This is a genomic window from Enterovibrio nigricans DSM 22720 (genome assembly GCF_900167155.1).
GTDB classification, from domain to species: Bacteria; Pseudomonadota; Gammaproteobacteria; order Enterobacterales; family Vibrionaceae; genus Enterovibrio; species Enterovibrio nigricans.
On record NZ_FUXU01000007.1, the window covers coordinates 46,076 to 67,611 of the forward strand.

23 protein-coding genes are annotated in these 21,536 nt (G+C 47.5%); 21 read left to right on the plus strand and 2 right to left on the minus strand.

The window, feature by feature from the left end; genetic code table 11:
* Window positions 1-165: 165 nt before the first annotated feature.
* The 21 genes from B5D35_RS04420 (at window position 166) to B5D35_RS04520 (ending at window position 20,387) form a co-directional block, all read left to right on the plus strand.
* Window positions 166-2,076: a flagellar hook-length control protein FliK gene (locus B5D35_RS04420; protein WP_078751384.1), complete on the plus strand. Its 1,911-nt coding sequence runs from the start codon at window positions 166-168 to the stop codon at window positions 2,074-2,076.
* A 62-nt stretch (window positions 2,077-2,138) separates the two neighbouring features.
* Window positions 2,139-2,636, plus strand: coding sequence for a flagellar basal body-associated protein FliL (gene fliL, locus B5D35_RS04425; protein ID WP_078751385.1), 498 nt, complete (start codon window positions 2,139-2,141; stop codon window positions 2,634-2,636).
* 7 nt (window positions 2,637-2,643) lie between these two features.
* Entirely contained in the window at window positions 2,644-3,717 is a 1,074-nt protein-coding gene (fliM, locus tag B5D35_RS04430; RefSeq protein ID WP_078751386.1) for a flagellar motor switch protein FliM, read from the plus strand.
* A 21-nt stretch (window positions 3,718-3,738) separates the two neighbouring features.
* On the plus strand, window positions 3,739-4,128 hold the full coding sequence (gene fliN, locus B5D35_RS04435; RefSeq protein WP_078751387.1) for a flagellar motor switch protein FliN: 390 nt from the start codon (window positions 3,739-3,741) through the stop codon (window positions 4,126-4,128).
* A 115-nt stretch (window positions 4,129-4,243) separates the two neighbouring features.
* Window positions 4,244-4,636 carry a flagellar biosynthetic protein FliO gene (gene fliO / locus B5D35_RS04440; RefSeq protein WP_078751453.1) on the plus strand — a complete coding sequence of 131 codons (393 nt, stop codon included), beginning with the start codon at window positions 4,244-4,246 and terminating at the stop codon, window positions 4,634-4,636.
* Complete coding sequence (gene fliP, locus B5D35_RS04445) at window positions 4,626-5,459, plus strand: flagellar type III secretion system pore protein FliP (protein WP_078751452.1); 834 nt, start codon at window positions 4,626-4,628, stop codon at window positions 5,457-5,459. Before fliO ends, fliP begins: the two co-directional genes overlap by 11 nt.
* 9 nt (window positions 5,460-5,468) lie before the next feature.
* Window positions 5,469-5,738 (plus strand): flagellar biosynthesis protein FliQ, encoded by a 270-nt coding sequence (gene fliQ, locus B5D35_RS04450; RefSeq protein WP_078751388.1) that lies wholly within the window; start codon window positions 5,469-5,471, stop codon window positions 5,736-5,738.
* A 14-nt stretch (window positions 5,739-5,752) separates the two neighbouring features.
* The gene (gene fliR / locus B5D35_RS04455; protein WP_078751389.1) at window positions 5,753-6,550 is read left to right on the plus strand and encodes a flagellar biosynthetic protein FliR; all 798 of its coding nucleotides are present in this window, start codon (window positions 5,753-5,755) and stop codon (window positions 6,548-6,550) included.
* Complete coding sequence (flhB, locus tag B5D35_RS04460; protein WP_078751390.1) at window positions 6,550-7,683, plus strand: flagellar biosynthesis protein FlhB; 1,134 nt, start codon at window positions 6,550-6,552, stop codon at window positions 7,681-7,683. Before fliR ends, flhB begins: the two co-directional genes overlap by 1 nt.
* Window positions 7,684-7,787: 104 nt before the next feature.
* A complete protein-coding gene (gene flhA, locus B5D35_RS04465; protein ID WP_078751391.1) occupies window positions 7,788-9,893 on the plus strand; it encodes a flagellar biosynthesis protein FlhA in 2,106 nt (701 codons plus the stop codon).
* A 31-nt stretch (window positions 9,894-9,924) separates the two neighbouring features.
* A complete protein-coding gene (flhF, locus tag B5D35_RS04470; RefSeq protein ID WP_078751392.1) occupies window positions 9,925-11,556 on the plus strand; it encodes a flagellar biosynthesis GTPase FlhF in 1,632 nt (543 codons plus the stop codon).
* The gene (locus tag B5D35_RS04475) at window positions 11,549-12,436 is read left to right on the plus strand and encodes a MinD/ParA family protein (RefSeq protein WP_078751393.1); all 888 of its coding nucleotides are present in this window, start codon (window positions 11,549-11,551) and stop codon (window positions 12,434-12,436) included. The genes flhF and B5D35_RS04475 overlap by 8 nt, the downstream gene beginning before the upstream one ends.
* On the plus strand, window positions 12,429-13,151 hold the full coding sequence (locus B5D35_RS04480) for an RNA polymerase sigma factor FliA (protein WP_078751394.1): 723 nt from the start codon (window positions 12,429-12,431) through the stop codon (window positions 13,149-13,151). Before B5D35_RS04475 ends, B5D35_RS04480 begins: the two co-directional genes overlap by 8 nt.
* A gap of 49 nt (window positions 13,152-13,200) precedes the next feature.
* Window positions 13,201-13,569 (plus strand): chemotaxis response regulator CheY, encoded by a 369-nt coding sequence (gene cheY, locus B5D35_RS04485; RefSeq protein ID WP_078751395.1) that lies wholly within the window; start codon window positions 13,201-13,203, stop codon window positions 13,567-13,569.
* A gap of 35 nt (window positions 13,570-13,604) precedes the next feature.
* Window positions 13,605-14,327 carry a protein phosphatase CheZ gene (locus B5D35_RS04490; RefSeq protein ID WP_078751396.1) on the plus strand — a complete coding sequence of 241 codons (723 nt, stop codon included), beginning with the start codon at window positions 13,605-13,607 and terminating at the stop codon, window positions 14,325-14,327.
* Window positions 14,328-14,336: 9 nt separating this feature from the next.
* Window positions 14,337-16,484, plus strand: coding sequence for a chemotaxis protein CheA (locus B5D35_RS04495; protein WP_078751397.1), 2,148 nt, complete (start codon window positions 14,337-14,339; stop codon window positions 16,482-16,484).
* A gap of 15 nt (window positions 16,485-16,499) precedes the next feature.
* Complete coding sequence (locus B5D35_RS04500) at window positions 16,500-17,639, plus strand: protein-glutamate methylesterase/protein-glutamine glutaminase (protein WP_078751398.1); 1,140 nt, start codon at window positions 16,500-16,502, stop codon at window positions 17,637-17,639.
* Window positions 17,640-17,648: 9 nt separating this feature from the next.
* On the plus strand, window positions 17,649-18,428 hold the full coding sequence (locus tag B5D35_RS04505; protein WP_078751399.1) for a ParA family protein: 780 nt from the start codon (window positions 17,649-17,651) through the stop codon (window positions 18,426-18,428).
* Window positions 18,418-19,449: a chemotaxis protein CheW gene (locus tag B5D35_RS04510; protein WP_078751400.1), complete on the plus strand. Its 1,032-nt coding sequence runs from the start codon at window positions 18,418-18,420 to the stop codon at window positions 19,447-19,449. Before B5D35_RS04505 ends, B5D35_RS04510 begins: the two co-directional genes overlap by 11 nt.
* Before the next feature lie 24 nt (window positions 19,450-19,473).
* Complete coding sequence (locus tag B5D35_RS04515; RefSeq protein WP_078751401.1) at window positions 19,474-19,962, plus strand: chemotaxis protein CheW; 489 nt, start codon at window positions 19,474-19,476, stop codon at window positions 19,960-19,962.
* Window positions 19,962-20,387, plus strand: a complete 426-nt coding sequence (locus B5D35_RS04520) for a DUF2802 domain-containing protein (RefSeq protein ID WP_078751402.1) — start codon at window positions 19,962-19,964, stop codon at window positions 20,385-20,387. Before B5D35_RS04515 ends, B5D35_RS04520 begins: the two co-directional genes overlap by 1 nt.
* Window positions 20,388-20,403: 16 nt before the next feature.
* Here the strand turns inward: B5D35_RS04520 and B5D35_RS04525 are convergent, their stop codons facing one another.
* Together B5D35_RS04525 and B5D35_RS04530 are read right to left on the minus strand one after the other, a co-directional pair.
* Window positions 20,404-20,697, minus strand: coding sequence for an EscU/YscU/HrcU family type III secretion system export apparatus switch protein (locus B5D35_RS04525; protein WP_078751403.1), 294 nt, complete (start codon window positions 20,695-20,697; stop codon window positions 20,404-20,406).
* Window positions 20,694-21,461 carry a flagellar hook-length control protein FliK gene (locus B5D35_RS04530; RefSeq protein WP_078751404.1) on the minus strand — a complete coding sequence of 256 codons (768 nt, stop codon included), beginning with the start codon at window positions 21,459-21,461 and terminating at the stop codon, window positions 20,694-20,696. Before B5D35_RS04530 ends, B5D35_RS04525 begins: the two co-directional genes overlap by 4 nt.
* Window positions 21,462-21,536 lie beyond the last annotated feature (75 nt).

The following is a 21,536-nucleotide window of genomic DNA, read 5'->3' on the forward strand; positions in this document are numbered from 1 at the left end:
CGGCACACACCTCGCCGCGCCTAAAACGCTTTTCGCGAGAACAAAATTTAACCACCAAAGATAAAAAGACCCCAGTTTGGCCTGATAATTGCTTTACACTTTGTAACGAGCAGGTAGCTATGGCTGCTTACGCAGAAACGACAAAGTATTCGAAGCAGGATCACTATGAATCAAACCAGTTTCATACTCTCCGGTATATCCAGTAACAAAGCGGCCGTTGGCGAAGCCAAAAGTGCTGTTTCTCAAGATGTTACTGATATGGAAGGTGAAGGTTTCTTCGCTAAACTGACACAGTTTGTTTCTGGTGATACTGAAGCCGTTGAAGGTAAACAAGACATTTCACTTGAAAACGTTGAAAGTCACGACGTGTTGAATGAGGTGCTGGTTAGTGGGGCGAGCGCTTCTGACGGAACAGACGTCGAAAACTTGGCACTTGAGAGTGAAGATATTGACACAGAGGTGTCTGAATCTGCTGAAGTAAAGACAGATAAAGCGGCTTTGTCTGAAGAGGCAGCATTAAATCTAAAGAATACTGATGCCGTTGCTGATCCCGAGAAGGGGACGACGGAAAGACAATGGGTCGCCAAACAAGATGGCGAGGCATTGCTACATCGACTTAATGAAGCAAACCGCGTATTAAAACCTCAATCATCGACTGAAGGGGAGTCTACCTCTGACGCCAAAGGGGCCGTTACCTCGGTCGGCAAAAGCTTGCCGTTGAGTGTTGCCGAAAGTGTACCTAACGTGCAAGAAAGTAATCTGGCAATAGCAGCCACAGACGCAGCGTCGAGCCAATCGGCACCAGATAATACGTTGGTGAATCCACTGTCCGTTGCAGAAGTAAAAGCTGTGCTTGCAAGCGAAGGAATTGATGTCGATGCGTTGTCTACCCAAGAATTAGAAGCGATCGCGGTCCGGGTATTGGAAAAAGATGTGTCCGCTTCAGTGAGTGGTACACCGAATGACGAATTGCAACTCGCATCAGGCGTCGCGAATAGACCTGAACTGGCCAAGGTTACTGCTGCGGAAAGTGTTATAGAGCCTGACGCTGAATTGTTAGCCGGTTCAGCCGAAGCCAGCCGAGTATTAAGCGGCGCTGTCGCGACTCAAGTCGCGGCGACAACCCCTGATGTGAAAGACGCAAATATTGTCGCTAAATCTGGGAATGAGCCACTAACGCAGTCTCAGCAAGAGGCGTTGCTTCGCGCTCAATTGGCCGCGCAAGCGACAAGTTCTGCGGAAAAAATCACGGGTGAGACCGCAGAGCTGCATGCTCGAAGTGTTGCGTCTCAGACACAAAATGGCTTGACCCAAACAGCGTCTGCTGTACAAGCGGCGGTGAACCCACAACTGCAGAATCAAACACCGGCATCAGCGTTTGCTGCGATTCCATGGACACCTGCCGTCGTGCAAAACAATGCTGAACCGCAATTGGCAGCCAGCAGTGCGGTACTCGAAGCGGGTGCTGCATTGCAAATGACCGAAGCGACTCAAGCTAAACCAGACATCAAGGCTGAGCACTTAGCGCAGCAATTGGCGACGAGCTTTGGTAATCAAAGCTCGACAACCGCAGCACGACTTGACAATGCAGTAGCTCAAACACCATTGCAATTAAGCCAAAGTCAGACTGATGACGCGGCCAGTGCGTTACAAGAGCGCGTTAACATGATGATGTCGAAAAACTTAAAGCATGTTGATATCCGCTTAGATCCGCCAGAGCTTGGTCGAATGCAAATTAAGTTGTCGATGAATCAAGACCAGGCATCAGTGCAGTTTACCGTTTCAAACCAAGCGGCAAGAGACATGGTTGAGCAAACGTTACCAAGGCTGCGTGAAATGATGCAGCAACAGGGTCTTCAACTGGCGCAATCTTCCGTTCAGCAGCAAGATGCGGGTGGCAGGCAGGCGTTTGCAGGAAATCAATCTCAGCAAGGTGATAACCAAAGCGGACAAGGTGGTCAAGACGGGTCATCTCGGCTTGGTCGAAATGACAGTGACCATGATATGGATGGTTCTTCAATCAATCGTGAGCTTTACGTCAATACATCAAAGGATCGTGTCGACTATTATGCTTAGTGTAGCGATCATGCTACAGGCGTTTTTAAATAGACATTAAATTTACGGTACCGAGGATTATCATGGCAGATGAAGATATTGAAGCAGGTGGTGGCGGCGGTAAGAAAAAGCTTATCATCATTATTGTGGCTGCTCTTCTGCTATTAGGTGGTGGAGCGGGCGCTTTTTTATTTTTGATGGGCGGAGACAGTGGCGGAAAAGACGATATCGTCATTGAAGAAGAAGTAGAGCCAGTCAATCTCCAAGCGATTTATGTCACGTTACCACAGCCCTTCGTGTTTAATGTAACGGGTGATTCGCAGCAACGCTTGGTTCAAGTTAAAGTGCAGTTGATGGTGCGTGGGGATTCAAATGAATCTCTGGCAAAGCAGAATTTACCGCTTGTTGAGCATAGTTTGCTGACAACATTTGGGGCTGCCACCGTTGAGCAGCTCAGAACGCCACAAGGACAGGTGGAAATACGTAAACAAGCAGCTGACACTGTTCAAACTGCGATGGAAAAAGTCACCGGCAAAACTGTGGTTGAGCGGGTGTTATTTACTGGCTTTGTAATGCAATAGGTGCAATGTGACCGACCTACTCAGTCAAGACGAAATTGATGCTCTCCTTCATGGTGTAGATGATGTCGATGATGATGAACCCGAATCGGGTAGCGGCGGGGATGTAGCTTCCGCCTCGAATTTCGATTTTTCATCTCAAGACCGCATCGTACGTGGGCGAATGCCTACGCTGGAGCTGATTAATGAGCGTTTTGCGCGTCATATGCGTATCAGCTTATTTAATATGTTACGTAAAACCGCTGAAGTCTCTATCAACGGTGTACAAATGGTGAAATTTGGTGAATACCAAAACACCCTGTTTGTCCCTACGAGTTTGAATATGGTGCGGTTTCGTCCATTAAAAGGCACGTCACTCGTAACAATGGAAGCACGATTAGTCTTTATTCTTGTGGAAAACTTCTTTGGCGGTGATGGCCGTTTTCATGCTCGAATCGAAGGGCGTGAATTCACGCCAACAGAGCGACGTGTCATTCAAATACTGCTTAAGCTCGTGTTTGAAGATTACAAGGATGCGTGGGCACCGGTGATGAAGGTCGAGTTCGAATATCTCGACTCTGAAGTGAACCCGGCGATGGCAAACATCGTAAGCCCGACAGAAGTTATCGTCGTTAGCTCATTCCACATCGAATTAGATGGCGGCGGCGGCGATTTTCACGTCGTCATGCCTTACTCGATGGTTGAGCCGATTCGTGAATTGCTCGATGCGGGTATCCAAAGCGACAAAATGGATACCGACCTTCGCTGGTCTAAAGCACTGCAAGATGAGGTAATGGATGTAGAAGTGAAGCTGACGGCCAAACTTTTAGATACAACCCTGTCTCTTCGCGACATGATGGAACTTCAGGTGGGTGATGTCATTCCCGTAAAAATGCCGGATGCGTGTACTGTCTTCGTGGAAGATCTGCCGACATTCAGAGGGAAGATGGGACAAGCGAACGACAACCTCGCGATCAAAATTAGTGAAAAACTGAAACGCCCAGAAGTGGCGAAAAGCGACATCGTACTGCTAGAAGAGGAAGACGATTTCTTCGCTCTGGAAAACCTTGAAGAAAAGGGCAGTGACAACGATGAAAAAAACTGACAAACGATCTGGTGAACAATCATGAGTGACGTAGAAGACGATTGGGCTGCAGCACTGGCTGAACAAGCCGAAGTTGAAGGTGGTGATGACGTACAAACAGCACCGCTAGACGAGCTTGTCGATGAAGCTCCACCGATGAATGCCGACGAGATACGTAAACTGGATGCCATTTTAGATATTCCAGTGACTATCTCGATGGAAGTTGGACGTACAAATATCAATATTCGTAACCTGTTGCAATTGAACCAAGGTTCTGTCGTAGAGCTAGACAGGTTGGCGGGTGAATCGCTGGATGTATTGGTAAACGGCACGCTCATCGCGCATGGTGAAGTGGTTGTGGTCAATGACAAGTTCGGGATACGCCTGACGGATGTGATCAGCCAAACTGAACGTATTAAAAAGTTGCGTTAATCACACGGATTTAATGGTCAAAAAAGCACATCCAAAAGGGTGTGCTTTTTTTCGGCCTGAATTTTGCTTAACAGAGAAAATTACCTCTATTTTCTGGCTGAAGAAGAAGACCCGAATGGCTTTCCCGCGACTTGCTCTGATTGGACTGATTTACGCACCGAGTGCTTTCGCCGCTGCGCCTGATGGTGAAAGCTTAGCAACGACCTTTGTCGCATTGCTGTTTGTCATTGGCCTTATTTTTGCGTTGGCGTGGTTGCTAAAACGAATGCAAGTTCCCTCTATGATGGGCTCTAAATCTGGGCTGAAGGTGATTAGTCAGTTACCTCTTGGGCAAAAAGAGCGAGTGGTTGTGCTTGATGTTAACGGTGAGCAAGTATTGGTGGGCGTCACCGCGAACCAAATCACCTTGATAAAAAGCCTCGATAAGCCAATGGAGACATCCGCACCGACGACATCGTCGTTTTCTTCTCAACTCAACCAGATTCTGAAAAAAAATGATGCGTCTTAATTCTGTCAGTGCCATTTTTTTGGCACTTTGCTGTTTTTTCGTCACGCCGTTTGCATTTGCAGAGAATGAACCCGCACCTGCCTCTGAAAGTGTTACAGAAACCCTGATCAATAACGCAGGGGAAGCATCAATGATGCAAGCGAGAAACGGCAGTGGTATTCCGGCATTGACCATGACGGTCAACCCCGATGGTAGCGAAGACTACTCCGTGACGCTGCAAATATTAGCGATGATGACCGCATTGGGATTCTTGCCTGCGATTGTCATCCTAATGACCTCATTCACCCGGATTGTGGTGGTGATGTCTATTTTGCGGCAAGCCATGGGTTTGCAACAAACACCGTCAAACCAAGTGATTATTGGCATCGCTATGTTTCTGACATTTTTCATTATGTCTCCAGTGATCGATCGAATGAATGTCACTGCGGTTCAGCCGTATCTCAACGAAGAGATATCTTCACGAGAAGCATTTGATCGCGTTCAGGTGCCTTTGCGTGAATTCATGTTGCAGCAAACGCGTGTCAAAGATTTGGAAACCTTTGTGAATATGTCAGGTTCGAATGCGACTGACCCTGAGTTGGTACCGATGACGGTGCTGATACCTGCATTCATAACCTCGGAGCTAAAAACGGCGTTCCAGATAGGTTTTATGTTGTTCTTGCCGTTTTTGATTATCGACTTGGTTGTGGCCTCTGTTCTGATGGCGATGGGTATGATGATGCTATCTCCGATGATTGTATCGTTACCCTTTAAACTCATGTTATTTGTGCTGGTGGATGGCTGGAATCTTATTCTGTCGACACTTGCAGGCAGTTTTGGGTAGGAGTAAGTCATGGCACCTGAGGCGTTTGTCGAGCTATTCCAAGATGCGCTCTATCTCATATTGGTCATGGTCTCGGCCATTATTATTCCAGGCTTGATCGTGGGTCTGATAGTGGCGGTTTTTCAGGCCGCTACCTCTATCAACGAACAAACATTGAGCTTTTTACCCCGTTTGATTGCGACCTTAATTGCGTTAATGGTGTTTGGGCACTGGATGACGCGTATGCTGATGGAGTATTTCTTTCGCTTAGTAGAAGAAATACCGATGCTGCTGTATTGAGGCAACGAGAGTCGATGGAATACCCCGCAGACATTATCCTCGATTGGATGGCACAGTTTTTTTGGCCGTTGACGCGGATATCATCAATGATGATGACGATGACATTCTTCGGTGCCCGATTTGTGCCCGTCCGAGTGAGATTGTATTTATCATTGGCAATCACGTTTGCTGTGATGCCTGCGTTGCCTCAAGTTCCCTCGTCCGTCGAACTGTTGTCTTATGGTGGTTTTGTTGTGTTGGCACAACAAATCATCATTGGTATCGCCATGGGGACGGTCACACAGTTTGTGATGCAAACGTTCGTCCTGTTGGGCCAGATCATCGGTATGCAATCGAGCTTAGGCTTTGCCTCCATGGTTGACCCTGCAAATGGTCAGAACACGCCGCTTCTTGGTCAATTCTATCTCTTTGTAGCCACCATGCTGTTTCTCGCGACCGATGGTCATCTCCAAATGTTGAATCTGGTTGTGATGAGTTTTAAAAGTTTGCCTGTCGGCGAAACGCTTCAAGCTGCCGATTATCGGTTACTGGCCAGTTGGTTCGGCATTATGTTCAGCGTTGCTTTGGGGATGGCCCTGGCTGGGATCATTGCACTTCTTGTCGTGAATATGTCTTTTGGCGTAATGACGCGTGCAGCGCCACAGTTAAATATTTTCTCTCTGGGCTTTTCTTTTGCGTTGCTGGTTGGCCTGTTGATCAGTATGTACTTGCTGAGTGGTATTTTGCCCCACTATCTCAATCACTGGGAAACTGGGGTAGATACAATCTGTGACCTTATCCGTCTCGACTGCACTGTAGGTGGAGGTGCCTGATGGCAGAGAACGACGGACAAGAACGCACAGAAGAAGCCACACCCCGAAGGCGGGAGCAGGCGCGGGAAAAAGGTCAGGTACCGCGCTCAAGAGAATTGGCATCTGTTGCTGTACTGGTTATCGGTGCGGTTTCTCTGATGTGGTTTGGCGAAGGTTTAGGCGTTGCGTTGATGGAAATTATGCGCAAATTTTTCACGCTTACTCGCGAAGAGATCTTTGACGTGACAACACTTGGGCTTATTGTCTATGGTGCAATATTCCATATCGCCTGGCCTTTAACTTTGGTGTTAAGCATGCTCTTTGTGGCTGGCTTAATTGGTGCGTCAGCACTTGGTGGCGTGTCATTTTCGTGGGAAGCTGCACGTCCAAAGCTATCTAAAATGAGCCCACTACAAGGCTTCAAACGCATGTTTGGCAAGCAAAGTTGGGTTGAGCTGATCAAATCCATATTAAAGGTCGCACTGGTATCTGGCGTGGCATTTTATTTGATGTGGGCGAGTGTAGAAGATTTCTTCCAGCTTAATATCGAGACCTTCCCGACTAACCTCTACCATGCGTTAGATATCTTGCTTAACTTTGTCTTATTGATATGTTGTTCGTTGCTGGTGGTCGTGGCAATTGATGTGCCATTTCAGATTTGGCAGCACAATGAACAGCTGAAAATGACCAAGCAAGAGATCAAGGATGAATACAAAGAAACAGAAGGTAAGCCGGAAGTAAAAGGGCGTATTCGGATGCTGCAACGTGAAATGGCGCAGCGACGTATGATGTCCGAAGTGCCGTCAGCTGACGTTATCATCACCAACCCGGAACACTATTCCGTGGCGTTGCGTTATGACAGCAAAATCGACAGGGCACCGATTGTGGTGGCGAAAGGAACAGACTTTCTTGCGTTAAAAATTCGAGAAATCGCCGCAGAGAATGACATCACGATTGTGCCAGCTCCACCGCTGGCGCGTGCTGTCTATTTCAGTACGGAACTTGAGCAACAAATTCCTGACGGTTTATTTGCTGCCGTTGCGCAGTTGCTCGCATACGTCTTCCAGCTTAAGCAATATAAATCAGGCAGAGGCCGTAAGCCGAAATCACTGGCTGATCAACAATTACCCATACCGTCAGAATTACGTCACTAACCTGGTGTGAGCTTCACAATTCATTGAAATAAAATGCTATTTTTTTTGGTTTGTTTTTTGCATGATGCTTCGTCATTATTCAGAGAAACGACCCAATATTACTCATGAAGCTCTCTTTGCCGTTTTACGACAAGGTACAGGATAAACTCCCGTTTAAGCGTGGTGGCTCCTTCCCTGCGATTGGCGCACCGTTATTGGTGTTGTCTACGTTGGCGATGGTCATTTTGCCAATGCCGGCAATCCTGCTTGACCTGATGTTTTCTTTTAACATTGCCTTGTCATTGGTCGTGCTTCTGGTAACTGTTTACACCCGTAGACCGCTTGATTTCGCCGCATTCCCAACTGTTCTTCTGATCGCCACCCTGATGCGTCTTGCCTTGAACGTAGCGTCAACCCGAGTGGTTCTGCTACATGGCCATGAGGGGCCGGGAGCCGCGGGTGAAGTGATTGAAGCATTTGGCTCGGTTGTTATTGGTGGAAACTACGCAGTGGGTCTGGTGGTCTTCCTGATTTTAATGATCATTAACTTCATGGTTGTTACCAAAGGTGCGGGCCGTATCTCTGAGGTGAGTGCGCGTTTTACCCTTGATGCGTTGCCAGGTAAGCAGATGGCGATTGATGCAGACTTAAATGCTGGATTGATTAATCAAGATCAAGCGCGTACGCGCCGTCAGGAAGTGACGAAAGAAGCTGATTTCTACGGTTCAATGGACGGTGCTTCCAAGTTCGTAAAAGGGGATGCGATAGCAGGTATCTTGATTCTGGTTATCAACATTGTTGGTGGTCTGATCATTGGTATGATGCAACATGGTCTCAATTTCTCTGATGCCATTGAAATTTATACGCTTCTTACCATCGGTGATGGTTTGGTCGCACAAATTCCATCGCTGTTGTTGTCGATTGGCGCTGCCATGATGGTGACCCGTCAAAATACGGATGAAGACATGGGGCAGCAGCTGGTTTTCCAGCTAGTCGAAAACCCTAAAGCTTTGATTATCTCCACCGGTATTTTGGTTGTTATGGGTATTGTTCCTGGCATGCCACACATTCCATTCCTTACACTTGCAGCGATTTGTGGTGGTTTTGCTTATTGGAAAACCAAACAACTTGAAAAAGCAAAAGTGGCAGCCGAAGAAACACCGCAACAAGAGCTGGCGCCGCCTAAACCTAAAGAACTCTCATGGGATGATGTGCAGCCTGTTGATGTGATTGGTCTGGAAGTGGGATATCGATTGATTCCCATGGTTGATCGAGACCAAGGCGGTGAGCTGCTCGATCGTGTGAAAGGGGTGCGTAAAAAACTATCACAAGATTTTGGCTTCTTGGTACCTCCCGTTCATATTCGAGATAATTTAGAGCTACCTCCAAACAGTTATCGCATCACCTTAATGGGTGTTGCTGTGGGCGAAGCTGACATTCGTCCTGACAAAGAACTGGCGATCAACCCTGGTCAGGTTTTTGGCCCGATAGACGGTGAGCCTACCGTTGACCCAGCTTTCGGACTAGAAGCCGTGTGGATAGACAAATCGCAGCGTGAGCATGCACAAGCACTGGGATATACCGTGGTTGACTCAGCAACGGTATTGGCGACACACCTAAGCCAGATGCTCACGAACAACGCTGAGCGTCTGCTTGGCCATGAAGAAGCGCAAAACCTCATTGATATGCTGGCAAAACAAGCACCGCGTTTGGTCGAGGGGCTAATCCCTGACTTAGTGTCTTTGGGCGTGGTCGTGAAAGTGATGCAAAACCTGCTTAATGAAGCGATTCCAATCCGTGATGTTCGAACCATTATTCAGACACTGTCTGAGTATGCACCGAAGAGTCAAGATCCCGACATTCTAACGGCGGCTGTCCGTATTTCGCTTAAGCGTTTAATCGTTCAAGAAATCAACGGTATAGCACCTGAGCTACCGGTGATTACGCTGGTGCCAGAATTGGAACAGATATTGCATAAAACTATGCAGGCATCGGGTGGTGAATCGACAGGTATTGAGCCTGGATTAGCAGAACGATTACAGCAAAGTTTGTCAGAAGCAACACAACAGCAAGAGTTGCAAGGTGAACCTGCCGTTCTACTAACGTCTGGCGTGTTGCGTTCAACGTTGGCCAAGTTCGTGAAGAACACGATCCCATCGTTGCGTGTCCTGTCTTATCAGGAAGTACCAGATGAAAAACAAATAAGAATTGTAAGAGCAGTTGGCAACTGATGCTAAGCATCAGTAAATCAGGACAACGATTTTGAAGATAAAACGATTTTTTGCAAAAGACATGCGTACCGCGCTTGCCGAAGTGAAAGAAGCACTCGGCTCCGACGCGGTGATCATGTCCAACAAAAAAGTGACCGGTGGTGTCGAAATCGTGGCTGCAGTGGACACGGAAGCGCCAACCCGTGACCTGCGAAAAGAAGCCGCTCGCACTCAGGTTGCTCAAAGTATGGAGCGCGCTCAGCAGACGCGCCGCTTGGCTGAAGACAAAGTGCATTTACGCCGAGATATCAGCAAAGAGGCCGCGCGCAAACCACTTGGAAGCGCATTGGGAAGTAAGTTCTCTAGTCTTCTTGATCGTTACCAGACGCAGCTCACTGACACCGATAAAAATCCTGAGCCGGAAGCGGACTCTTTGACTGCGTTGCTTGCACGCCAAAATGAAGCGCGTCGCCGACAGTCAGAATCATCATATGGCGCGTCGCCAAAGCCGTCCCCTCGTCAAAATACCAACAGCGTAAACGGTCAGGGCTATAGCCGTGCGCAGACAAACAATCAGCAGCAAGCTAAAAGCCAAGAGCTGGATCGGTTGTATCGTCAAAAATGTGACGAATTACAGCGAAGCGATGAGCGACTGAACGGTCGCCAAGAGAATCGTCACGAGCGTAAAGAAAATCGTCTAGACAGCACGCGGTTTGAATCCAGAAAGCCAGCCTCTCGCCAACCCGATGAAATCGAAGCGATGCGCAAAGAAATGGCAAGTATTCGTAGCTTGTTGGAACATCAGCTTTCTGGCTTGATGTGGCAAGAAGTTGAGCGTAAAGAACCGCTTAGAGCAATGCTGATTAAGCGTTTAGAGAGACTAGGTCTGTCGCCAGTATTGGCTGATCAATTGGCGGGCTATATCCCCGAAGAGACGCCTCCCAATGAAGCGTGGTCAGAATTGCTTCAACTGCTCGCAGACCAGGTGATTACCTCTAGCGAAAATTTATTAGAAACCGGTGGGGTCATTGCGTTATTGGGGCCTACGGGCGTGGGGAAAACCACGACCATCGCAAAACTTGCAGCCCGAGCAGCGATGGATTTCGGATCGGAAGAAATTGCGTTAGTCACAACTGACACCTTCCGCATTGGTGCCCACGAACAGCTCGCAACCTACGGAAGAATCTTAGGTTGCCCAGTAAAAGTTGCTAAAGATGCTGAGGCTCTTGCCGATATTCTGTATCAGTTACGTCATCGTCGACTGATACTGTTGGATACCGCCGGCATGGGGCAGCGGGATCTTAGGCTATCAGAACAACTAGATACTCTGATTCAAAGCAGTGGTTCCCACATTCGGAGCCTTCTCGTGTTGCCCGCCACTTCACAACGTCGCGTGTTACAAGAGACCATTGACCACTTTCGACGTATCCCTCTATCGGGTTGCGTATTAACGAAATTGGATGAATCCCTCAGTCTTGGGGAACTATTGAGCGTGACCATCGAAAACGCCCTTCCTGTGACGTATTTAGCGGATGGACAGCGAGTGCCAGAAGACATTCGTCAAGCCAGCGGCCGCTATTTGGTCAACAGAGCAAGTGAACTGATGGATCAAGATTCAGAGCAGCAAAACCATTTCTGGAGTCATGATGTACCAGAGTCGAATGCGGCGGACTTTTATGATTGAGACAACCATGCATGATCAAGCAAGCGGCCTCCGCCGCCTGACAAACCCGACTCGCACAAAAGTAATAACCGTCACTGGTGGTAAGGGCGGTGTAGGTAAAACCAATATTACATTGGGCATTGCAGCCGCCATGGCCAAACAAGGCAAAAAGGTGATGGTGCTAGATGCTGATTTAGGTTTGGCCAATGTCGATGTGCTGTTGGGTTTACGCGTAGGAAAAAATTTAAGCCATGTGATGCAGGGCGAGTGCGATTTGAAGGACATCATTGTTGAAGGTCCTCATGGCATGAGAATTATTCCTGCTTCGTCTGGTATGCGCGGAATGACAGAGCTGTCTCCAGCCCAACATGCCGGCCTTATCCGTGCGTTTGGTACGCTGGAAGAAGATGTTGACGTGTTGCTTGTCGATACGGCCGCAGGTATTTCTGACATGGTGCTAAGTTTTTCTCGCGCAGCGCAAGACGTCGTAATTGTGGTGTGTGATGAGCCAACTTCCATCACTGATGCATACGCTCTGATCAAGCTTTTAAGCCGTGAACACGGCGTTACACGCTTCAAAGTCGTTGCAAATATGGTCAGGAGTTACCGCGAGGGTCGAGATTTATTCACAAAATTAACGCGGGTAACAGAAAGATTTTTAAATGCTAATCTAGAATTAGTAGCATGTGTCCCATTAGATGAACGTGTGCGTCAATCTGTGAAGAAGCAAAGAGTGGTGATAGATGCGTTTCCAAAGGCTCCTGCAGCACTCGCTTTAAACGCATTGGCAAACAAAGCTCTCACGTGGCCAGTGCCAAGAAATCCAGGTGGGCATTTAGAGTTCTTTGTTGAACGATTACTTGTCCGAGACGAAGCGACGGGGGATTACCTCGGTGAATAGGACGCTCACCTACAACAGGAGTGGCGCATCGACCGAAACAGTGTTTGAGCAATATTCGACGTTAGTTAAGCGTATTGCTCATCATTTGATTTCTCGTCTGCCCCCAAATGTTCAGGTAGAAGATCTTATTCAAGCAGGCATGATTGGTTTGCTTGAAGCACAGCAAAACTATGATCCATCGAAAGGGGCAAGTTTTGAAACCTATGCGGGTATCCGTATACGTGGTGCAATGCTAGATGACATTCGTAAAGGCGATTGGGTGCCACGATCGGTACACAAAAATAATCGTCAGATTAGTGAAGTTATCTCGCAACTAGAAGGCGAGTTAGGTAGAGAGCCTAACGACAAAGAAATTGCGAAACGCCTGGGCATGAGCCTAGAACAATACTATCAAGCACAAAACGACATTAACGCCGGTCGTTTGATAGGCATCGAAGACTTGGGTGTTTCAGAGGATGCTTTCATAACAGAAAGTCATCGTGACGAAAATCTTCCCTTTGAGGAAGTCGCCGAAGATAGCTTTAAGGTTCAATTGGCCACTGCTATCCGAGGTCTTCCTGAAAGAGAGGCTTTGGTTCTCTCTCTCTACTACGATGAGGAACTTAACCTCAAAGAGATAGGGGCCATTATCGGGGTCAGTGAATCCCGAGTTTGCCAGATTCAAAATCAGGCAATGCAGCGGTTACGGACCAAGTTATCGGCTTGGTCAAAGTAAGTTTTTAAAATTATAAGGGACCTCACCGGAGGCAACTTTGGACACAAACATGAAAATCCTCATTGTTGATGATTTCTCAACAATGCGCCGTATCGTTAAAAACCTCCTTCGTGATCTGGGTTTCAACAATACCGTTGAAGCAGATGACGGCCTGACAGCACTGCCAATCCTCAAGAAAGGCGGTATTGATTTCGTCGTTACTGACTGGAACATGCCTGGAATGCAGGGTATTGATCTGCTTAAGACAATCCGTGCAGACGATGAACTGAAGCACTTGCCCGTGCTGATGATCACGGCGGAAGCAAAGCGTGAGCAGATCGTTGAAGCTGCGCAGGCTGGTGTGAATGGTTACATTGTGAAGCCATTTACTGCTGCGACGCTGAAAGAAAAGCTGGATAAGATTTTCGAACGCATGTGATTTACTTCTTCGCGCAGTGAAGGACTATTAAAACGATGATAACACTCGACCAAGCTAAAGAATTGGTCAGTTTGCTCGAAGAAGGGAATCAGGGTGGCGCGGAGGAACTGTTGGTTAAAATCACCAGTGATTCGCGCAATCCACTCTTCAATAAAGTAGGAAAACTGACCCGGCAACTGCACGATTCACTCGTTCATTTCCGTTTGGATCCTCGTGTCAGTGATTTGGCAACTAGCGAAATCCCAGATGCGAAAGATCGCTTGAATTTTGTTATGGAAAAAACGGAGCTTGCTGCAAACCGCACAATGGATGCTGTTGAAGCAACGCTACCGATTGCCGATAACTTACAAGAATGTCTGGCTCAAGTTCGTCCGCAATGGAATAACTTGATGGGTGGTAAGATTGACATTGAGGGCTTCAAGCAGCTTTGTCATCTGATTGACGAGTTGTTGACGCAAGTCGAAGGTGATACCACCAAACTTCAAGGGCAGCTAACAGAAATTTTGATGGCCCAAGATTTCCAAGACCTCACCGGTCAGGTAATCCGACGTGTTATCGAGTTAGTCCAAGAAGTTGAAAAGCAGCTGGTAGAAATCCTCACAGCATTCGGTTTGGATGAAGACCAACAACAAGAAACAGAACAACAAACTGGTATCGAGGCCGAAGGTCCAGTCGTGACTGAAGAAAAGCGTCAAGAAAAACAAGTGATGCAAAGTCAGGACGATGTGGACGATTTGCTTTCCAGCCTTGGTTTTTAGGGGTGAGTTATGAGCTTTGAAATGGATGAAGAAATCCTGCAGGACTTTTTGATCGAAGCAGGTGAAATTCTGGAGTTGTTGTCTGAGCAATTGGTTGATCTGGAGAAAACACCAGACGACCGTGATTTGCTCAACGCGATCTTCCGTGGATTCCACACGGTTAAAGGTGGTGCGGGATTTTTATCACTCTCTGAGTTAGTTGATACGTGTCATGGTGCGGAAAACGTTTTCGATAACCTTCGAAATGGCGGTCGTGAATTAACATCTGAGGTGATGGATACCATCCTTCAAGCACTCGATACTGTAAACGCGCAATTTGCGTGCGTTCAGGAGCGTGAAGCTGCGACTGCCGCTGAACCTGCTTTGTTGGAAGCGCTGCATCGATACAGCAGCCCAGCAAGTGCGGATGAAGTTGCAGAGGCCGTAGCACCTGAACCCGAGCCAGAACCAGAACCTGAGCCAGAAATCGTTCCTGAACCGAGTTCTGATGGTGGCGAGGCGATTGCAGGTGACTCTGTTGACGACATTACTGACGATGAATTTGATCGCCTTTTGGATCAACTTCATGGTTCTGGTAATGGTCCGGGTGCATCAAATGCAGCACCTTCGTCTCCGGCAACGCCAGCGACTGACAGCGGTGATATCACCGATGATGAATTTGAAAAATTACTCGATGATTTGCATGGTTCAGGCAAAGGCCCGAATTTGAATGGAGATGCGGCAACGCCTCCACCTCAAAATGCATCGGTAGAAAGTCCTAGTGGTGATGAAATCACGGACGACGAATTTGAAAAACTGTTGGATGACCTTCATGGCAAGGGTAAGAGTCCTATAAACAACAGCCCTGCCACGCCAGCTCCAGCTGCGCCTAAACCTGCACCAGCTCCAAAACCGGCTCCTGCGCCAAAAGCAGAAGCACCTGCAGCGAAACCTCCGGCTCCCGTTGCAAAGCCACCTGCTAAATCTGAAGAGAAAAAGACGCCAGTTCCACAAGCTGAGCAGACGGTTCGTGTTAACACGTCAACGCTCGATACCATCATGAATATGGTGGGTGAACTGGTACTTGTTCGTAACCGTTTGGTGAGCTTAGGTGCAAGCAGCGATGACGAGAACATGGCAAAAGCTGTGACTAACCTCGACGTCGTAACGGCGGATTTGCAAGGTGCTGTTATGCAAACGCGCATGCAGCCTATCAAGAAAGTATTTGGTCGTTTCCCGCGCGTTGTTCGTGACTTGGCGCGAAGCTTGAAAAAAGACATCGTGCTGGAAATGCGTGGTGAAGAAACCGATCTAGATAAAAACTTGGTTGAAGCGCTTGCCGATCCAATGGTCCACTTGGTGCGTAACTCGGTTGACCATGGTATCGAAATGCCTGACGTTCGTGAGAGCAAAGGTAAACCGCGTACCGGTACGGTAACTTTGGCGGCGTCTCAAGAAGGTGATCATATTCTTCTTACCATCGAAGATGATGGTGGCGGTATGGATGCGGAAAAACTTCGTAGCATTGCGATTGACCGTGGTGTTCTGGATGCAGATGCTGCGGCGCGCTTAACGGATACTGAAGCATTTAATCTGATTTTCGCCCCAGGTTTTTCTACGAAGACTGAGATTTCAGATATCTCTGGCCGTGGTGTTGGGATGGACGTTGTTAAAACCGCCATCACACAGCTTAACGGTACGATCTCTATTGACTCGGAGCTAGGTCGCGGCACCATTATTTCAATCAAGGTACCTTTGACGTTAGCAATTCTACCTACCTTGATGGTTGGTGTGGGCAACAACCCGTTTGCGTTCCCGTTGTCTAATGTGAATGAAATTATCAGTCTTGACCTATCTAGAACCAATACGGTCGATGGGCAACTGACGCTGATTGTTCGTGACAAGGCAATACCATTGTTCTACATGCAAGATTGGCTATGTCCAGGGCGTGGAACTACCAACAGAGATAGTGGACACGTGGTGATTGTTCAAATGGGTCACCAGCCAGTTGCATTTGTCGTGGATTCATTGATTGGGCAAGAAGAAGTGGTAATCAAGCCTCTGGATGAGTTGTTGCAAGGCACGCCTGGGATGGCGGGTGCGACAATCACCAGTGATGGTCACATCGCGTTGATACTTGATGTGCCAAACCTGCTGAAGCGTTATGCAGGCCGATAATTAAAAAGGAATAACATGGCAGTGAAAGTTTTGGTGGTGGATGATTCCAGTTTTTTCCGCCGCCGAGTTAGTGAAATTATTAACGGGGATCCTCGCCTTCAAGTTATTGACTGTGCAGTCAATGGTAAAGAGGCGGTTGAAAAGGCTGCTCAACTCAAGCCAGACGTTATTACGATGGATATTGAAATGCCGGTGATGGATGGTATTACTGCGGTTCGTGAGATCATGCAGTCAAATCCTACACCGATTTTGATGTTTTCCTCGTTGACGCATGACGGGGCAAAAGCCACGCTTGATGCCTTGGATGCGGGGGCTCTCGACTTCCTGCCAAAGAAATTTGAGGACATTGCTCGTAACCGTGATGAAGCAATTGTACTGCTTCAACAACGTGTCAGTGAAATTGCACGAAAACGCGCATTTATGCGTCGACCAGCGGTTGCGCCTGTGAGTGCAGGGGCAACCACGTCTGCACCAGTGCAACGTGCTCCGGTGCGGGCTTTGGCTGGTGGCTCCGCGACTGCGACAGCGCCTGCTCCGCGTGCGCCTTCAACGGCAACGCGATTTAAAGCCAGTGGTAAGCGATACCAATTGGTAGCTATTGGCACGTCAACTGGCGGTCCCGTGGCTCTCCAGAAAGTACTTTGTGCATTACCTGCAAACTTTCCGTTACCCATTTTGTTGATTCAACATATGCCGTCTACATTCACTTCAGCATTTGCTCAACGTTTGAATGGGCTATGCAAAATTTCGGTGAAAGAAGCTGAAGATGGCGAACCGTTGAAAGCGGGTGCCGCCTATTTGGCTCCCGGTGGGATGCAGATGATGATCGATGGACGCGCAGGGGCGACCCGTGTGAAAATTATTGATGGTGGCGATCGTATGAATTACAAGCCTTGTGTCGATGTGACATTTGGCTCTGCTGCCAACATTTATGGCGACAAAGTGTTGTCAATGGTACTAACCGGAATGGGTGCTGATGGTCGTGATGGTGCGAGGTTGCTGAAACAACATGGCTCCACTGTATGGGCGCAAGACGAAGAAAGCTGCGTTGTATATGGTATGCCTCAGGCTGTTGCTAAAGCAGGTATTTCCACCGAAGACCTTCCACTTGACCGTATCTCTGAGCGCATTCTTGTAGAGCTCAATCTGGTATAAGGAGCGGCTGTGATAGTCTGGAGCATTGCAAACCAGAAAGGGGGCGTGGGTAAAACAACCACGACGATAACCCTCGCTGGGCTTCTCAGTGAAAAGAATAAGCGTGTTTTATTGATCGACACCGATCCCCACGCATCGCTGACAACCTATCTGAATTACGATTCAGAGAAACTGTCACACACGCTCTTTGATTTATTTCAGCTTCAGACCATCAACCGTGACACGGTTAAGCCACTTATTATTAAAACCGAACATAAAAATTTGGACTTGTTGCCGTCTCATATGTCTTTAGCGACATTGGATCGCGCAATGGGGAATCGAGGTGGTATGGGGCTGATGTTGAAAAAAACATTGGCTTGCCTTGAAGGTGAGTACGACTATGCGCTGATCGATTGTCCGCCCATCTTGGGCGTGATGATGGTGAACGCGTTAGCGGCAAGTAACCGAATTCTTATTCCGGTTCAAACAGAGTTCCTCGCCATGAAAGGTTTGGAACGTATGGTACGTACACTGCAAATAATGCAAAAATCCCGAAGCTCCGCTTTTAAGGTTTGCATTATTCCCACTATGTATGACAAACGCACTAGAGCCTCGCTTGAAACGTTGCAAGAACTCAAAGTGCGTTATCCCGATCAGGTATGGACATCAGCAGTGCCTATTGATACTAAATTTCGTGATGCGAGCTTAAAGCATATGCCGCCGTCGTATTACGCTAAAAATTGTCGTGGCGTCTTTGCCTATAAAACGCTGCTCTCTTACCTGGAGCGACTCGAACAGGATGAAAGATAGCCGTGCCGTGTCCAGTGTTCAGGCACTGGATGATTACTTTGATGCTTTGTTGGATGAAGACACTCATTCACAATGGGCAGAAAAAGATGCTGAGCCCAAATTGGCGGAAGCAGCAATTGATGCTGCGCCTAAATTACAAGCTATATCTATTGAACCCGCAGATAAATTTTGCGGTGCAACGCTGACGAAAGAGCAGCGCGATTTATCATCCGTTGAAATGTTACTTAGCCAGTTACAACTGGATGAAGAGATGGAAGTTGAAGTGGTGGACATCACTGAAACTGACATTGAAGTGGTCACAGACACAGACACAGACACAGACACAGACACAGACACCGTTGTAGATGTTCAAACTGAGGAAGAAACTCAGGTTGAAACAGAAGTATACGAGTCTACTGTTGTTGAGGAAGTAGCAACCGCGACACTTGAAACCGAGGTCTATGTTGAGGAGACAGTATCAGTCGATGACGAACATTTTGTCGACACGGTCATTGAACCGAATACTGATACTGAGATAGAAACCGAAGCAGAGAGCGAAGAAGAAACGGCTCCTGTGTGGAAAAATATCGTGCCAGAGCACGGTTTTCAGGTGCTATTTTTTGAATCTTTCGGTGTGACATACGCTGTGCCGCTTGCGGAATTAGGCGGTATACATAGGTTAGAAGAGTGTAACCATCTTATTGGTCGCCCTAATTGGTATTTAGGTTTGCAGACCGAACGTGATCAGCAATTGGATGTTGTTGATACGGCAAAATGGGTGATGCCAGAAAAAATAACAGATAACAGCCATCGCGACGGCTATAGTTATATTGTGCTTTTGGGTGACAGCAAATGGGGCTTGGCTTGCAACGCTCTACAAGGGACAGAATCACTCAATGGCGAACAAGTGCGATGGCGTGAGCAAGCGGGTAAACGACCTTGGTTAGCTGGATTGGTGAAGCAGAGAATGTGTGCACTTATCCATGTCGAGGCGTTGATTACCATGCTTAATCAAGGTATTGATGCCAATGCGTTGGCGTAGCACAGCACGTAAAGAGGAAAATAAATGTCTCAGGTAGCTGAAGTCCAAAAAGAAAACGTTAATGACGAGGTCCTGCAGTGGGTGACCTTCCAGCTGGAAGACGAAACCTATGGCATTAATGTCATGCAGGTGCGAGAAGTATTGCGCTATACCGAAATTGCCCCAGTACCCGGTGCGCCGGACTACGTACTTGGCATCATTAACCTTCGCGGTAATGTTGTCACGGTAATTGATACGCGCTCTCGCTTCGGTCTGATGCAAGGCGATGTATCCGATAACACGCGTGTTATCGTTATTGAAGCTGAATCTCAAGTGATTGGCATCATGGTAGATAGCGTTGCTGAAGTGGTATATCTCAAAACCTCTGAGATAGATACCACGCCGAGCGTTGGTACAGATGAAAGTGCGAAGTTTATTCAAGGTGTAAGCAACCGAAACGGTAACCTACTGATTCTGGTTGATTTGAATAAACTCCTGTCAGACGAAGAATGGTCAGACATGGGCATGCTGTAATGCTCGAGAGCGTGTTGTATTGGCTGCCGTTCGGGATAAGTTTGACCGTTGCGGCAATTGCCATGCTGTTGTGGCGACGCGAAAAAAAAACATTAGCGCAGCTTGAAGCAAAATGTCAGGCCATGGAGTTGTTATTGAAAAATGCACGACAACAACATGAAAGCCTAAGTAAACAATTTAATGAGTTGCGTGCAGGTTCGATAGGCATGAGTCAAAAGCTTGCTGAACTTTCCCATCGTTTCGATGATTTGATGGAAAAGCAAAATGAGCTAGAGATGCATGATCAAGATGGAAAGCTCTATTCTCGTGCCAGTAAAATGGTGGAGCTAGGAGCCGACATCAACGAACTGATGGAAGAGTGCGATCTTCCAAAAGCGGAAGCGGAATTATTGCTCAGTATCAGAAAGCAGCGAATGATGCGCTGATACGCGGGCGTTTCCGTTAAACCGTATGATTAACGACAGACCCTTCCCATCCCGGAGGGGTTTTTCCGTCTAAGTACCAAGCGTAGGCGATCAACTCTGCGATTATCAGGTAAAGGGCCTCTGGGATTTCATCGCCGACTTCCAACGCAGACAGCCACTGCATCAGGGTTTCATCGCTATGAATGAGACCTCCCTGTTTCTCCATCTCTTCTATCAGTTTATCCGCGAGTGCTTCATATCCCTTTGCTGACACATGCGGTGCATTTACGCCGTCATACTTTAACGCAACGGCACTTTTCACTTTTTTCATACTTGAATATCCAGCCCTTTGTTTATGGTTAGTTCTGGGGAAGAAGCCGTTGTTGCAATATCGCAAGAAGTGATATTGATGCTGTGTTTTACCAACTGTCTCTCAAGTACAGGTAAGGTTTTCTCTAGTTGTTCCTTTAAGCTCTCAGAGTCTGTTGTAAAGCTTAAGTCTAACGCTTGGTCCTCTAATTCTGCGGTTGCCACTAACTGTCGATTGTTTGACATCGTTAAATTTACGCTAATGCTCCAACGAGATTTTTTCCGCTTTTTTGGGGTCTTGTTCTTAACGGATACGTCAACTTTGAATTGTTCAGATTGTCCAAAACAAAAAATCCAATTGTAATCACCTGGCTTACTCGGGGATTCCTGAAACCGTTGTTCGGCGAGAAGCTGAATCGCCGCCTTAAGAGATGCGTTTTCGTCGGTGTTTGATAACTGGTTGATGGTTTTTAGGCCATCTAAAAGTGCTTTGTCGGGTTGCCGCTCTGCAAGCCATTTTGCCGTCAGTTGAGGGTCGCTTGGTACCACAAGCTTATTGAGCAATGCCAGTAGTGGAGAGGTTTGCCCTTGTTGATGAGCAATACGGAAAAGAGACGGGAACACGTTGATAATCTGTAAAAGCTGAGATAATTGCGAAAATTGTTTGCCTGCCAGTGAACTGTTTGATGCATCTGCAGGTCCGAGTTTGACCATCTCTTTCAAAGCACTGTTTTGGATGAGAGATAACGTTAATACGTTGATGTTGCCTGTATTATCTATTTTCATATTTACTCACAATTATTAACGCGTCTCATGTAACAGCAAACTCTCGTAACTAACAGTACCACGAGCCTCTATGAT